Here is a 13,251-nt window from a genome sequence, read left to right on the forward strand (position 1 = left end):
CACAGCGCCCTACGAACCAACTCCGGACTACCCGGGGCCTCCGCCATCTCCGACAAGGTCAAGGCTCCGGGTGTCCGGACGAGTATCGAAGCGGCGCTCCAGCACCTCCGCTCCCTCGCTCCGCAGGAACAACAGCACGAGCGCGCTGACCCGCTCCCCCGCGACTCGCGTAAGTAGGTCGGCGTACACAGAGAGCTGCGCCCAGTAGGCCTCAAGGGTCTGTTCCGACACTGCGACGTCCGTCTTGTAGTCGATGATCACTAGCGACTGGTCGTCCTCGCGGTACACAAGGTCCGCGACGCCCTCGACCACGGTATCGCTGTCGGGTAGCGACCCGGCCAGTTGCATTTCCTGCCAGTGCTCACGGGTTGCAGCACGTTTCACGGGCGCCGAGTTCAGCGCCGATTTCGCAACGGCGACGAACCCTGTGAGGTCCGACAGGCCCGCAGCCTTCACGACCGTCGCAGCTTGCGCATTGAACTCGGTCGCGAGCGGGATCGTCAGGTCGATCGACTCCAGAAGCGCATGCACCGCGGTACCGAACACGGTCCCGCTCTCGAGTGCGTTCATCGAGGCTCGGACGGTCTCGCCGGACGTGGCGGTGGGAACCTTGCCGTCGTTCTGAATCATCCCGAGGATTTCGGTTCCCAGTCTCGACCCACCATGCGCAATGTCGGTGGCCGGCACCGACGATGCCACCGACGATGATGCTGCCACCCGCAAGGTCTCGGCTCGCCACGCCTCCCATGGCACGGGATACGGCGCGGTTGCCGTTGGGTAGTCGTCCCTCCCGGCTCCGTCGAGCAGTTCCGGCGGCGTGTTCGGTACGCTTTCCAGTGCCGGCGCGAGTACCGTCCCCCATCCGTTGCCCTTGTCCGGCTGGTAGCCCGACACCGCCAGGAAGCTCTCGGCACGAGTACAGGCCACGTACAGCAGACGGACCCGTTCGGCGGCGATGTGCGCTGCTTCCGTCTGCGCTGCTGATCCGTAGCCAAGCAGCTTCACCTCCTTGCACAGATTGACGTGCAGTTCACCATCGGCATCCCACAGAGCTGCCTCACCTGAGTTCTTGAAGCCCCCACTCATCCCGGCGATCACCACCATCGGGAACTGCAGTCCCTTCGCCGCATGCATCGTCATGATCCGAACGGCGTTGACGCCCACCTCCGGCAACACCGCCTCCGTCACGCGGGCGTCGTCCTCCTGCTGCGCCGTCGCCCACGCCAGATAGTCACGCAGGTTTCCACCGTCTGTCCGATACCAGGCATGCGCCTGATCAATCACGAAACGCAGGCGGCGCCAGACGTCACGGTGTCTCGGGCTGCCCATCGATACCTCGAACATCCGCCTGCCCGCCGCCAGGCGGCTCAACAGCATTCCGGGATTCATTCCCGGCAGCTCCTGCCACACCTGCCGAAGGTATGCGAGGCCTCGTGCGACCGGGACTCCGCCAATCCTGCCGGCGGTTCTGCGTGGATTCGCCATGCTCCACCCCCAGACTTCCATCGCAACAGGTCATCGTCGCCGCACCCGAACAGCGGGGTGCGCAGCGCAGCAACCAACGCGGCCGCATCGGCGTGATTGGATAGCGACCGGGGGTGAGCAGTAGATCGTGAATCTCCTGCTTGGAGTACACCAGCGAGGACGCCTCCGCCCGGAACTCGATTCCCGCGTTGTCGAGTGCGTCCTCGCGGTAGGGCAACGACGCCCGGGCCGGAATGAGGATGCAGACGTCACTCAGATTCAGAGGGACATGCTCGAACGTTCTATCGGGTCCTCCGACTTCTTTGCACCATTTCTGATCGAGCGCCGTGGCGGTCACCCGCGCCACATCTTGCGCTTCCGCCGACCGCAGTGCATTCGCCGGCGACAGCCGGGCGTCCTCGAGCTCCGTGGGATTGCAGAACACAAATGGCTGCGGCCCCCAGCTGCTGTCCCACTGCGGACGCCCGGGCGCCGGATCGAGCGGCGTATAACCAGACTGCGTGTGATGTTCGGCGACCATGAGCTGCTCGAACACCGCGTTCACCCAGTCCAATACCGGCCTACTCGAACGAAAGTTCGTCGTCAGCCGAACGATCGCCGTCTCGTCCCGTCCCTCATGCGCGTCGCGAGCCGCCATGTAGGTGGCAATATCGGCACGACGGAATCGGTAGATCGACTGCTTCGGATCGCCCACCGTGAACAGGCGCCCAGACGCCCCCGCCACGATGGCTTCCGCCAGCTCCAGCTGCAGTGGGTCGGTGTCCTGGAACTCGTCGAGCAGAATGCGTTGGTACTCGCGCCAACGGAGAACCATCCTTGGCACGCTCCACCGCCGCAGCAAGTCGCTCGTACGCGTCGTTCATCACGACGACATCATGTCTGATCCGAACCTGTCGAACGGCGGCACGCCGGAATGCACTCCGCCAGGTTGCCACTTGAAGTCCGGGCAACCCGGTTTCGATCTACCCACTTTCCGAGGGCCGCTCAGAGCGGGCCGCAACCACGACCGGCATGCCTCTCATGGCTCGTCCAATCGCCGGATGACGTGGAAAGACACGCACGGTGAACGTCGTGGTACCCGGGTTGACCGCGCCTGAGGTCGGTGATGTCACAGCGGTCAGCTATACATCTGCTGAGACTCTCCAGCACAACGAATCACAGGTAGGTCGACCGCATGAACAGCTACCCGTCCCGGCTCGTGCCTGCTCTCAAGGCGGCCTTCGCGGACGGCCCAGTCAACAGGTCCGACCTTCTCCTGCGGCTGGAACAGGTGGGTTTGCGCCGGATCGACGACAGTCATGTGTTCCTGGCATGCCATGAGCATTCGCTTGCCACCCTCGACGAAGCACAGTCTCGGTGGCTGCCGATCGGCTGGGTCGCACCGTCATCGGCAGACGAATCGACGATCACCGGGTCTCGCGCCGCCGCACCGCCGATGCAGTCGTCCGCACTGACCCGCAGCGACATTCGAGAGATTGCTCGACTTCGTGCAGCCGCGAACCTGGATACGAACGCTCCCTCCGACGGTTGGTCCGTTCCAGCGGATCCGGAGTGGGAGCAGGTAGCGGCCGAGGCGGCCCGTGCGCTCGCGGCCGAGCACAACGAGGTGACCCGAACGAAGTCGACCCACGACGTCGCGTTGACCTCCGGGACCTCGGTCACCGTTACCGATGCCCGCAAGGTATTGCACTTCGAGATGCAAGGTGATGCCCCGACGAGCGAGGGGCAGACCGCCACATTGATCACGAAGTTCAAGGACGTCGAGGAGTACGAAGTCGAGGTCGTCGCCGTGTACGGCACGTCGATCAGTCTGTCAGTGTCGAGTAGCTGCCCGGACATCACAAACGCGACGCTGCGGTGCCACCTGTCCTGGCTACTCGCCCGCCAACGGAGGCGCCTCAACGAACTGCTCCAAGACGTAGGCCGTTTTGACAGCCGCGCCGCGCTCGATGTCGTGCTACCTGGCCGTGGCGTCGGCCTGGATTCTGCCGGCACACCTAAGATCACCGAGCTCAACACCGCGCAGAGCAATGCCGTGCACCACGGTCTCCGAGAGGGGCTGACCTGGCTGTGGGGACCACCTGGAACCGGCAAGACGACCACACTGTCGGTCCTGATCCGCGAGCTACTCGCCCGGGGGAAGCGCGTGCTTCTCACCGCCCCGACAAACGCGGCGGTGGACGTGGCCCTGGCTGGATTCCTCAGCAGAGCAGATGACTTCGCAGTCGGCACCGTGGTCCGGGTCGGCGAACCGACCATCGACGCCCTGATCGGATGTCCGGTCCCGGTACTGACTGACGAAGTCACCGCCATGCGCGGGGAGGCCGTGGCAGCGCGCCGTCTCGAGCTCGAAGGCGAAACCCGCGAGCTCCGGTCCACACTGCGTCGGATCACCAACTCTCCGGACAGCACCGAGTCCGTCGACGACAACCGTGTGCGCAGCCTCGAAGCTCAGATCACACGCAATCGGGAGATGTCGAAGGAGCTGGGATCGATCCTGTCGGACGTCCGTCGTCAGGTGTGCCGGGATGCGCGTCTCGTTGCGGCCACCACACACCAATCGGTTCTGGACACCCTTGCCGGCGCCGCCTTCGACGTTGTCATCATCGATGAAGGCAGCATGGTGTCGGCCGTCATGGCGATGCTCGTTGCCGGGCTCGGACGCGGTCACACGATCATCGCCGGCGACTTCCGGCAGCTCCCGCCTGTCTCGGTGGCCGAGGATCCGCACGCCAAGCTGTGGCTGCGCCGCAGCCCGTTCGAAAGCGCCGGGATCGACGCGGCCGTACGCAAGGGGCTACCCGTGCCGAACTTGGCGGTCCTCGACGTCCAATATCGAATGCAGCTACAGATCGCCGAGGCCGTCAGCGACGGCTTCTACCCGGAGCACCGGCTCGCCACCGCCGATTCGGTGCATCCGCGCCGCCGTTCGACCTTCACATTGAGTGATGCGCCAATCATCATTCTCGACAGTTCCGCGCTCGCGACCAGGGCCGCGCGCAAGCACGGGCTCCATTCGCGATACAACCCGATGCATGCGCAACTTGCGGCGGCACTCCTGACGACCGTAGGTATGGACGGTTCCGTGGCACTCGTCAGCCCGTTTGCCAGTCAGGCCGCACTCCTTGCTGCGCTGATGGATCCGGCCGACAACAGCCGCGCCGCGTCGACCGTGCACCGGTTCCAGGGCGGCGAAGCCGACGTCGTTCTGTTCGACGCCGTGGACACCGCCGGTGGCGGGATGAAGCTTCACCGGTGGTTCGCGCAGGGGTACTCCGGCAGCGACGGAGCACGGCTGATCAACGTGGCAGCCAGCCGGGCGCGCGACCAGCTGATCCTCGTTGCCGATCTCGGCCACATTCATCGCAGCAGGACGGGTACCGATGCCGTCCACGACTTCACCAGGCGGGCACTCGTCGAAGCCGACTTCGTGAGATGGAAAGACGCTGTCTCCCTGTCATACTCGCCGACGACGCACGAGCCAGATCTGGAGCGGCTGATCTCCGACATCGGGTCCGCACGAGACTCGATCGACATCTGGTCCGCCGATCTCGATCCCAAGGCTGCACGCCCCATCATCGAGGCGGTGGCCGATGTAGCCGGCGATGTCGCGGTGTCCATCTGGTACCGCCCCCGGGCCAACGGCGATCTACCGGAGGTCTTGGCTCCGCTTCGATATTCGTCCGTGTTCCTGCGGCCGTGCAGCCCGGTCCGGGAATCCACGGCCGTCGTCGGCGACACCCTGTGGACCGCATCCAACGCGCTGCTCTCGGCTGATCCCGGACAAATTCTGAGGACCGTGAACCGCCAGCTTGCCCCGGCGACTCGGCGCGCACTGCTCCGCCGGAAAACCTCGTATGTGCCGGGTAGCAGCGAATATGCAGAGACGTGTCCCTGCGGGCGTCTGCTCGTCCGCGAAGAAGTCACCGGCGGCCCCCGCGCCGGTGTCTGGTCGATCTGCAAGAAGTGTGGTGGCCCACGCGCGAGTCGGCATTAACCCGTTCCGGGCTGCCCCGTTCCCGCCCCAACCGATCCCCATCGCGCGCCCATCAAATGTCGACGAACACCTCGGACCGATGCCACTCCAAGTAGGCAATGTCGGGTCTTTCTGCGGTGTCCGGAAGCAGGAGTTTCGGGGCCAACGGCGGGCTGCCCAGTGCAAAGCGCAGTGGGGGCTCGATCGCCATTTCCCGGTCAATACCCGCGGTGCGACTGATCGTTAGATCTGCGCCGACGGTGATCAGCCCGGTGTCGAACGCCACGTCATGCGTTGGGCAAGCACTCAACCCGTTCCGGAAGTCCAGCCGTTCACGATTCGAACTGCTCCTCCAAGGCTTTATGTGGCTCGCCGTCAGCAAGCGCGGTCGCTTCCGTCCGCCGATATATCCACTCAAACCGCAGAAGACGCACCGGTGCCCGTGGTTCGCCAGGACCTGACCCGCGAATCGATGCTGGCCGATGCGCGCAGTGGATATCAGGAGCTTCTGCGTGACTTCAGACGGAACATCCGTGTTCTCCCGCGCCCACTTCTCAAGCTGCGATTGGAGCGCACGCTCGACCTCGCTCTCTACCAGTTCTTCCTGACCGAGGAACACGAGGTCATCTCCCTCTTCGAGCTGGAGGAAGTCTGGGAGCAGATCGGTTCCGATCCCTTCGGACCGTGCACCTCGCAAGATTCTCAGATAGACATCCCTGAGAAGCTCACTATCGGAAGACATTCGAGCCGAAACTTCGAGTTCGAGCCGTCCACCGTTCGTCCGAGTTCCATCGAGGTTCGCCATCTTCGCGAGGATGCTCGTTGGACGCCGCTTGTACAGCGCGGCAAGGTGTTGGACCGGAAACCCTGCGCGGTGCGCGCTGCCACTCCCAAATCGCGAGTGGTCGACCAGCAAGGACGCGCACAGCGCGAGCACCACCTCACTGGGAACGAAGTTGACTTGTCTCCCCGCACCTTTCGGAATGACGCTCCGACTGACTACCGACCGCCATTCATCGCGTAGCTGGCCCTCTGTCGGATCGAGATAGTCCGCGAGCGTGTAGCTGCCCGTCCGAGCCACGGTTATCCCCTCGATCGATCCGACATCCGCCCGACCATACCGATCAGTCCGCGAAATGTGTACAGCATCACGCCTTCGTCGCGGTCACCGCCGATGCATGCCCAACTGTGGTCGCGCGATACCGTTAACACCCACCGAACACCGACTTTGCAGCGCCCGAACCGTGAATCCGGCCGGCGCCGGATAGGGGAATGATGACCGACCACGACACCACCGACCAGCCGCTGCAGCTCGATGGCGCCTTCGCGATTGCGACGGACAGCCGCGAGCAGCTGCAGGCCCTGTCCCTCCGCACGCTGACTGAACTCCTCGGCAGCGCGCCGGAGGTCGACGAGGACGGCGACATCGCGATCCCGGTCCACGGCTTCGGGCTCTACGTCACGGTCGCCGAGGACGGTCCGCAGCTGCACGTGTGGGCGTCGATTCTCTCGGAGCTCGGTGACGGCGCCGCCGCCGTGCAGAACCTGCCGGAGCTGTCCGCCGAGTGGCCGCGCCTGCGCTTCACGATCGAGGACGGTCACCTGCTGGTCTCGACGCTGGTCGACGCCGACCCGTTCGCGCCGCAGCACCTGATCAACCTGGTCGACGAGATCCACGAGCTCACCCACGACCTCGACGACGACTTCGCCGCCAAGCTCGGTGGCGTCCTCGACTGCGACGCCGACGACGACTCCTACGCTGGTGGCTGCGGCGGCTGCGGCGACGACTGCACCTGCGGTGACGGACACGACGCAGGCGATCTCGGGGAGACCATCCCCGTCGGGAAGCCGTCGAACTGATCGTTACGTCTCGGCCGGCTGGGCGTCGGCCTGCATCAACGTCCAGCCGGCAAGCGGTCGCTGACTGCCCGAGGCACGGCGTTGTTGACGTCACCGACGCCCATTCGGATCCGTTCAGGTCACTTCCTTGATCCAAAGATCCGAGGGAGTAGTTCGTCATCGGTCAGTCAGTCAACGCACGCACCGCCCTACCCGGGGAGCTTCAACCAACTCCGCGGAGCGGCCAACCGGGGCGCCCGCGCATTCTCCATCATCGACCTCGAAGCTCATCTCTGTCGAAGATCATCGACGGATTGGGCGTGACGCCCTCTGCGCCGGTAGGGCCGTCCAATCTCTGGCCCCAGGCCTCGGCGAGCGCTCAAGGCGCAAATCACGCTTCGCTTCCCCTCGTTTAGCGACGACTCACCGCCAATCTGGGGCGCGCTATCGCCAGTCGTTCGAATCGAAGATGAACTGTTAAACCGACTTGTCGGTAGTGAATGACACGCTTCTCTGAAACCGTGACATTGAGGAGCCAGAGATGATCGAACCATGCAACTGCAAGCCGCAGGCTTCGCCCCAATTCCCGTTTTGCCCGGTGTGTCGCGGCTCAACTGGATCTTCGTATGCGCCCCAATCTCAGACGGTGATTAGTGGCCCCGGCTTGCAGGCAGGAGGCGACATCGACGTCTCGGGCACCATCGTCGGCGGCGACTTTTACGCTCCGGACAGTTTCGGCTACCGCGCCATGGAGATGTCACGACGCGCCACGACGAAGTCCTGGCTACCCGACAACTGGCTCGCGACAGTCGCGACAACAGTAGGGCTTCTTGGGTCGGTTCTAAATCTGAACTTCAACCATGCGTCTTGGGGAATCTGGCTCACCCTTGCCATGCTGATACCAGCGGTTTGTGGAGGCTTCGTGATGCTAATCAGGTGGGGTGTCGATCGGTCGGGCGCGTTTCACCTCTTCGGGTTCGTCTTTGAGAAAGCTCCTGATGGCGAGATCTACAGATCGACTCCGGCAGGAACATGTCCACAGTGTCAGCGGTCGATGGTGTTGCGGCGAGCCAAGACTGATGATGGGGCCGAGAGCGTATGGGCATGCACAAGCGGAGTTACCAAGCACAATCTCTTGTACGACCCGACAGAATTCAGCAAGGTGCCGTGGTAGCGGCGGGCATCCCCTTTGGCGGCTGCGGCGACGATTGCGCGTGCGGCGATGGACACGACGCCGGCGACCTCGGGGAGACCATCCCCGTCGGGAAGCCGTCGAACTGACGCTCGCTACTTCTCGACCGGCTGGGCGTCGGCCCGCACCGACGTCCAGCCGGCGATGAGCGACTCCATGTCACTCCGCCCCCGCAACGCGGGCCGCTCGCTGCTCGTCGACGGAGCCAGCACCGAATCCCCGGCCAGGAACGGCCGCACCAGATCGATCGGCACCGGGAACACCACCGTCGACGTGCTCTCCCCACCCAACTCCCCCAGCGTCTGCAGGTAACGCAGCTGCAGAGTGGTCGGGTTGCGGCTGATGATGTCCGCGGCCTCGGCGAGCTTCGCGGACGCCTGGAATTCTGCCTCCGCATTGATGATCTTGGCGCGCCGCTCGCGCTCGGCCTCCGCCTGCCGCGCAATGGCCCGCTGCATGTCCCGCGGAATCTCGACGTCCTTGATCTCCACGGTGGTGACCTTCACGCCCCACGGCTCGGTCTGCTGGTCGATCACCTTCTGCAGGTCCTCGTTGAGGCGTTCGCGCTCGGCCAGCAGGGCATCCAATTCCGCCTTGCCGAGAATCGACCGCAGCGTCGTCTGTGCGATCTGCGACGTCGCCGCGAAGTAGTCCTCCACCCCGACGATCGCTCGGTCCGCGTCCACCACCCGGAAGTACGCGACGGCGGTGACCTTCACCGGCACGTTGTCCCGCGTGATCACCTCCTGCATCGGCACGTTCAGCGTCACCGTCCGCAGGCTCACCCGCACCATCCGGTCCACCGCCGGGATCAGCAGCACCAGCCCCGGTCCGCGCAGGTCAACGAGCCGGCCGAGCCGGAACAGCACACCGCGCTCGTACTCGCGCAGCACCCGAACCGCGGCCGACGCGACGATCACCGCGAGCAGTGCGACGACGATGACGGCCAGAATGATGGTGGTCAACATGGCAACTCCCACGGTTCACGACGACGCACGCTCAGCGTGAGCCCACGCACCCCCTCGACGACGACGGACTCCCCCGCGCCCGGCGTCTCGGTATAACCGAACTCCATTCGCGCGCGCCACAATTCGCCGCCCAGCTCCACCTGCCCCTGGTGGCCGTCCCAGCTCCGGACCAGCGCCTCGGATCCGACGAGTGACTGCGCGCCGGTCCGCACGGGTTCTCGCCGCGCGCTCAGCACCTTCCGACCGGTGACGGCGACCGCGCCGAGTCCGACCACACCCACACCGAGCGTCACCGGCAGCGCAATCTCGAGTCCGAGTCCGCCGGACGTGAACAGCAGCCACGCCCCGGTTCCGGCAAGCAGGGTTCCGGCAACGCCTAGCACACCGTAGGTCGGGACGTGCGCCTCGATCACGATCAGCAGCACGCCCACTACCAGCGCCAACACACCCAATGCAGCCATCAGCGGTCACCTGCGAGGGCCCGGTCGCCTCGCGTAGCCACTCGCGATCGAGCCCTCACCGTCAAAGGTATGCCCGCATCGTCCGGGGTGCCACCGTGTCGCGCGCCGCCGCTGTCGGTACCTGGTGCAATCATCGCCACATGCATCTGCTCGACGACGGGTTCACGCCACCGGAGGCCTGCGCGCAGTGGTGCCGTGCCCGCGCCTATCCGCTGCACGTGCTCGACGACAGCGCACCGGTCGACCTCGACTGGTGGAACCACCACCTGCGCGAGCACGAGCACGGGATCGTCCTGCACGGACGGGATCTCGACGGTCGGGTGGTCGACCGCGGTGTCGCCGTCGTCCAGCGCAACGACCTACAACTCGGCAGCGAACTGATCGACTCCGAGCACGATGCGCTCGGTCTGCTGTTCCTGTGCGCGGCCTGGCGCAGCGCGCATCGCAGCCGTCGGGCAACCCGCCGCCTGCCCGACGTCTTCAACCCGTACGCCGAGCGGGAACCGCTTGCCAAGATCAAGAACGTGCTGGACCGGTGTGCCAAGGACAAGCGGATCCCCGAGCCGTCGGGCGACGCGTGGTCGGGCTGGCCGGACATGCCCGGTGTCGGGGTGCCACTGATGGCGCTGTTCATGTGGGCGGTCGGCGTGCGGCGCGACGGCGTCCGCGCCCAACTGATCGACCAGCACGGGGTCTCGACGCTCATCCACGAGGGCTGGCTCGAGGAGCCGTCGGTCAGTGGGTTCACCCTCCGCCGCTACGACCGCTACCTGCAACTGCTCAGCGCCTGGGCGATGCAGGTGGGCACCGACCCGGAGCTGATCGAGATGTGGTTGGTCCAGCGCTGGAATGCCCGCGTGCAGGAGGCCCGCAGCGGCGCCCGGGCGGAGCCGACGCTGTTCTGACGCAATTCCTGCAGAGCCGTGCGGAGTGGACAGCACTCTGCATCTCGCCTCACACAGCTACACAGGATTATTCGTCGGGTGGCGTGACGCTTCTACAAGCTGGAGACCTCACCCCAGCCAGGCGTTGCGCCGAGACCGAAACCGGCACCCATCAAAGCACTGTCGGGGCGACTGTGTCAGGCGTCGGCGCTACTCCGGAAAGAGTGGTGAGGGTTCTACATCCGAGAAGGCGAATGCCTCCATCTCGGATGGCCTCCAGACCAAGCCGAGGTTGTGCGTGCAATCCGCAGCACGCTCTCTCATGCCAAGCGCTTCGAACACTCCGCGAGATCGGAGGAACGCGCCACGCGCCTCATCAAGGAAGCCTGCCCCCGCATACACGACTCCGAGCTTCAGATCCATCTCAGCGACATTCTCCGGCATCCCGAGCATCGAAAAGTCTCTACGCGCTTCGAGGTACGCCTGCTCCGCGCCCCTGTAGTCATCGACCTTGCCCCGCGCTACTCCGAGATTGACCAGGCACGTCGCGACCAGTTCCGCCTCGCCCAGATCTCGATAGCCATCATGGGCAGCAAGAATATGACTCTCGGCCGCCTCCGACATACCCATCGCACCAAGGACGATGCCGAGCTTGAGGTCACAGTCTGCGACACCGCCTTTCGTGCCCCAGTGCTGAAACACCTCGCGCGCACCGGTGAACGACTCGGCCGCATCCTCGTTTCGGAACATCTCCATATAGACAATCCCCAAGTTGCGGTCACACTTGGCTACGTCAAGGTTGTACCCGGGGAAGAGCGACAGCTCGTCTCCGACGAATCGCTCACGTGCAAGCAGGAACTCACACTCCGCCTCGTCCAGTCGACCTTGAACGAAGTACAACGCACCCAGGTCGAGATGTTGCCCGGCCACTCGTTCTTCGCAGCCTGCTTCCTCGTATCCGGCGAGCGCTCGCCGGAAGGCGTCTTCCGCTTCGTCGATCCGTTCCATTGCCCGATAGGCGACTCCGAGGTTGTGATCCGCGTCAGCAACTCTCTCAGTACACCCGTTCTCCGCGTAGATCGCCCTCGCGCGCAAGGCCGAATCCTCGGCATCAGAGTAGCGATCGAGCGACTCATGTATCGCGGTGAGCGCATGATCGCAATCTGCCACTGAGATCAGATCTGCAATGCCTGCGAACTGCCCCCGCGCCCGCAGGACTTCTTGCTCAGCCGCCTCGTATCGCCCTGACTGTTGATACAGCTCTCCGAGTCGCTGCGCGCACGCCGCCACCTGCTCGACCCCCAACCACTCCGTGTACTGGCTGGATGCCTCGCACAGAGCCTCCTCGGCACGCTCATGCCAGCCGGCCGCCAAACATGCTTCACCGAGCGCAAGTATGGCGTCTGCAGCGAGGTCCGGGCGAGACAGATCCTCGAACACAGTGCGGGCACGGTCGATCGCTTGCACTGCCCCGTCGAAATCGTCCAGTACTCCGAGAGTGGGCGAAGGTACGAGAACAGTTGCAGAAGCGAGTAACTCCTCCGCGGATCTGATCGCTTCGCCTTCCAGCCCAGCGCCCAGAAACCCGTCCAGCGCCGATTCGAGTACTGCGATGTCGTCCGGTGTCGACTCCGCCTCGTGTGCCAAGACCGTCAACACCGCGTCGTACCGCAGACGCTCCCAGATCCGCCGCGCGAGGATGCTTCGCTCGGGGTCGGTCGCGACCACGTATAGCTCGAGGTCTTCGAGGTCGCGGCATTCGTCACTCACGGGATCGACCTCGTCCGCACCGCGCATGTCCGTCGGGGTGTTCCCGGAGATCACCGATGAATCCGTGCAGCGGACTATTTCGGTGTGCAGGTAGCGCGCGGCCGCGGCCAGATGGTCGAGCGCAACGTGCGAGCAGACTGACCGTAGCTCGCCGAGGACATCCAGTCCTTCGACGGCCAATGCGCGCTGCCGATCGAGGTAGAGGGCAAGACCCTCCGAGATCACCAGGGATGAAGAAATTGTGTTCTCGGCGAACGGTATCCACGTCCTCAACACCTCGCCGTCAGCATCGACGAACCCATACGAGGTGCCTTCGTCGGACGCCGCATGCTCGGCGTCGATACCGATCTGCCCGCACTCGTCGCCGGTTGAGGGCATGGCCGGGAATCCCAGTCCGGCCTGGGAATCCGACACGTCGGCCAAGCCTGCCGTTCCCACCGAATCGAATCCATCACGCGCAACCGACCACCTGGGGCCCTCCTGCAGGAGCACGTGCCGTTTCATAGCCTCAGCCGACAATGCCAACGAGCTCACGCTATCGAACGCCTCCACAATGGAGTCAGCCACAGACACAGGGCTCGCCGACTGCAGCCAGTGGTCGAACTCGTCTGGGTCCATCGAAATCCAACGGCCGCGCCTTCGCAGGTAGCACCCCTCGTCAGCGAGCAGAACGAGT

At 64.7% G+C, this 13,251-nt stretch carries 9 protein-coding genes; 3 read left to right on the top strand and 6 right to left on the bottom strand.

What is annotated here, in order from left to right:
* Window positions 1–27: 27 nt before the first annotated feature.
* Window positions 28–1,410 (bottom strand): PD-(D/E)XK nuclease family protein, encoded by a 1,383-nt coding sequence (locus LCL87_RS21095; protein ID WP_225023402.1) that lies wholly within the window; start codon window positions 1,408–1,410, stop codon window positions 28–30.
* Entirely contained in the window at window positions 1,307–2,299 is a 993-nt protein-coding gene (locus LCL87_RS21100) for a UvrD-helicase domain-containing protein (RefSeq protein WP_225023403.1), read from the bottom strand. Before LCL87_RS21100 ends, LCL87_RS21095 begins: the two co-directional genes overlap by 104 nt.
* Before the next feature lie 360 nt (window positions 2,300–2,659).
* Between LCL87_RS21100 and LCL87_RS21105 the strand changes: the two genes are divergently transcribed.
* A complete protein-coding gene (locus LCL87_RS21105) occupies window positions 2,660–5,482 on the top strand; it encodes an AAA domain-containing protein (RefSeq protein WP_225023404.1) in 2,823 nt (940 codons plus the stop codon).
* A 52-nt stretch (window positions 5,483–5,534) separates the two neighbouring features.
* On the opposite strand, the gene LCL87_RS21110 is transcribed toward LCL87_RS21105, so the two are convergent.
* Window positions 5,535–6,542 carry an HNH endonuclease signature motif containing protein gene (locus LCL87_RS21110; protein WP_225023405.1) on the bottom strand — a complete coding sequence of 336 codons (1,008 nt, stop codon included), beginning with the start codon at window positions 6,540–6,542 and terminating at the stop codon, window positions 5,535–5,537.
* 194 nt (window positions 6,543–6,736) lie between these two features.
* On the opposite strand from LCL87_RS21110, the gene LCL87_RS21115 reads away from it, so the two are divergent.
* Window positions 6,737–7,321 (top strand): T3SS (YopN, CesT) and YbjN peptide-binding chaperone 1, encoded by a 585-nt coding sequence (locus tag LCL87_RS21115; RefSeq protein ID WP_225023406.1) that lies wholly within the window; start codon window positions 6,737–6,739, stop codon window positions 7,319–7,321.
* Between the two features lie 1,266 nt (window positions 7,322–8,587).
* Here LCL87_RS21115 and LCL87_RS21120 read toward each other — a convergent pair.
* A complete protein-coding gene (locus LCL87_RS21120; protein WP_225023460.1) occupies window positions 8,588–9,457 on the bottom strand; it encodes a slipin family protein in 870 nt (289 codons plus the stop codon).
* A complete protein-coding gene (locus tag LCL87_RS21125) occupies window positions 9,454–9,921 on the bottom strand; it encodes an NfeD family protein (protein ID WP_225023407.1) in 468 nt (155 codons plus the stop codon). The genes LCL87_RS21120 and LCL87_RS21125 overlap by 4 nt, the downstream gene beginning before the upstream one ends.
* Window positions 9,922–10,061: 140 nt before the next feature.
* On the opposite strand from LCL87_RS21125, the gene LCL87_RS21130 reads away from it, so the two are divergent.
* The gene (locus tag LCL87_RS21130) at window positions 10,062–10,826 is read left to right on the top strand and encodes an 8-oxoguanine DNA glycosylase OGG fold protein (RefSeq protein WP_225023408.1); all 765 of its coding nucleotides are present in this window, start codon (window positions 10,062–10,064) and stop codon (window positions 10,824–10,826) included.
* A 189-nt stretch (window positions 10,827–11,015) separates the two neighbouring features.
* Here the strand turns inward: LCL87_RS21130 and LCL87_RS21135 are convergent, their stop codons facing one another.
* Window positions 11,016–13,193: a tetratricopeptide repeat protein gene (locus tag LCL87_RS21135; protein ID WP_225023409.1), complete on the bottom strand. Its 2,178-nt coding sequence runs from the start codon at window positions 13,191–13,193 to the stop codon at window positions 11,016–11,018.
* Window positions 13,194–13,251 lie beyond the last annotated feature (58 nt).

The organism is Prescottella equi (assembly GCF_020171745.1).
GTDB classification, from domain to species: domain Bacteria; phylum Actinomycetota; class Actinomycetes; order Mycobacteriales; family Mycobacteriaceae; genus Prescottella; species Prescottella equi_A.

Coding starts and splice junctions, on each gene's coding strand:
- LCL87_RS21100 (WP_225023403.1), bottom strand. CDS start 2,299: ATGGTTCTCCGTTGGCGCGAGTACCAACGCATTCTGCTCGACGAGTTC.
- LCL87_RS21105 (WP_225023404.1), top strand. CDS start 2,660: ATGAACAGCTACCCGTCCCGGCTCGTGCCTGCTCTCAAGGCGGCCTTC.
- LCL87_RS21115 (WP_225023406.1), top strand. CDS start 6,737: ATGACCGACCACGACACCACCGACCAGCCGCTGCAGCTCGATGGCGCC.
- LCL87_RS21125 (WP_225023407.1), bottom strand. CDS start 9,921: ATGGCTGCATTGGGTGTGTTGGCGCTGGTAGTGGGCGTGCTGCTGATC.
- LCL87_RS21130 (WP_225023408.1), top strand. CDS start 10,062: ATGCATCTGCTCGACGACGGGTTCACGCCACCGGAGGCCTGCGCGCAG.
- LCL87_RS21135 (WP_225023409.1), bottom strand. CDS start 13,193: ATGGACCCAGACGAGTTCGACCACTGGCTGCAGTCGGCGAGCCCTGTG.